The sequence below is a fragment of the Oleiphilus sp. HI0061 genome (assembly GCF_001635675.1).
The window spans coordinates 1-1294 of the sequence record NZ_LWFE01000292.1 but is presented as its reverse complement, the minus strand read 5'-3'; the positions used below and the strand labels follow the sequence as shown (position 1 = coordinate 1294).

Below are 1294 nucleotides of genomic sequence, written 5' to 3'. Positions count from 1 at the left end.
ACCCCCTGATCAACGAAAGAAAAAGAAGGAACCTAGCAAAGAAGACCTCCAACTCGAAATGATAGCAGGGGAGTTTGAAGATAACTTTGAAGACTTGATATTCGAGGAAAAGGTAAGCGTTCAGAAGAAAGACGATTGGATCGAGATCTCGTTGGATGATACGGTTGTTTTTCAAAGCGGCGGTGTGGAGCCTGTTGATGATGCTTTGCCAATTATTGAAAAAATTGCAGGTATTATGAACCAGCACGATAACGCTATGCTGGTAGAGGGGCATACTGATAATGTTCCTATTCGAAGCCCTGTATTCCCATCTAATTGGGAGCTCTCTGCAGCGCGAGCAGCCACAGTTGTTAGATACCTCGCACTGGAGGGGGTGTCGCCTTCTCGCATGGGCGCGATGGGTTACGGAGAGTTTCAACCTGCTGCTAGGAATGATACGGCAGCTGGAAAAAGCAAAAACCGCCGCGTTGTTCTATTAATTTCCAAAAGTCAGGATATTCGTCAGGGCTTAATGAAGTAAGTCTCGTAGCTCATTCATTTATAAAGAAATATTTTCTAAGTATTTACCTTTCAATACTGTGCCGATGGCACGATTTGTGCTCTGTACACTATTAAGATTATTAGTGACGTAAATTCGGCAACTTTATGCCATTTCCGTTGTTCATTTGTTCAAGCGATACAGAATTAGCAAGTATCCCTAGCAGGATATTCTAGCCAGCTAGGCTAAATGGTATGCTTGAGCAAAGCTAAAATATAATTTTTCAGAGGTGACGCGGTGAGAATCTGGGGTATTGCCAATCAGAAAGGCGGGGTCGGTAAAACGACTAGTGTAGTAACGCTAGGCGGGTTGTTGGCACAAGAAGGCAAAAGAGTGTTGGTTATGGATCTTGATCCGCATGGGTCTTTAACCAGTTATTTTGGTTACGACCCGGATACGATTGAGCAAAGTGCGTTCGACTTGTTTATGCATCAGGGTAAGGTTCCTGATGGTCTTCCTGAACAACTGATTACTGACACTTCTTGCCCGGGTCTGGATTTAATGCCTGCTTCAACGGCTTTAGCGACGCTTGAACGTAGAATGGTTGGCGTTGAAGGTATGGGGCTGATCATTTCGAAAACGCTGGCAATGTTGTGGGATCAATATGACTACGTCTTGATCGATAATTCGCCTTCATTGGGTGTACTAATGATCAACTCTCTTGCTGCGAGCCAGCAGCTCATCGTACCTTGTCAAACAGAGTTTCTTGCGATTAAAGGCTTGGAAAGAATGATGCATACTTTGGGTATGGTTATT

2 protein-coding genes are annotated in these 1294 nt (G+C 44.1%); both read left to right on the top strand.

Features of this window, described 5'->3' with window-relative positions; translation table 11 throughout:
• A partial coding sequence (locus tag A3735_RS03820; protein WP_156499384.1) for an OmpA family protein occupies positions 1-520 on the top strand: 520 nt, incomplete at its 5' end.
• A 255-nt stretch (positions 521-775) separates the two neighbouring features.
• On the top strand, positions 776-1294 hold a 519-nt coding region (locus A3735_RS03815; RefSeq protein WP_068637612.1), incomplete at its 3' end, for a ParA family protein.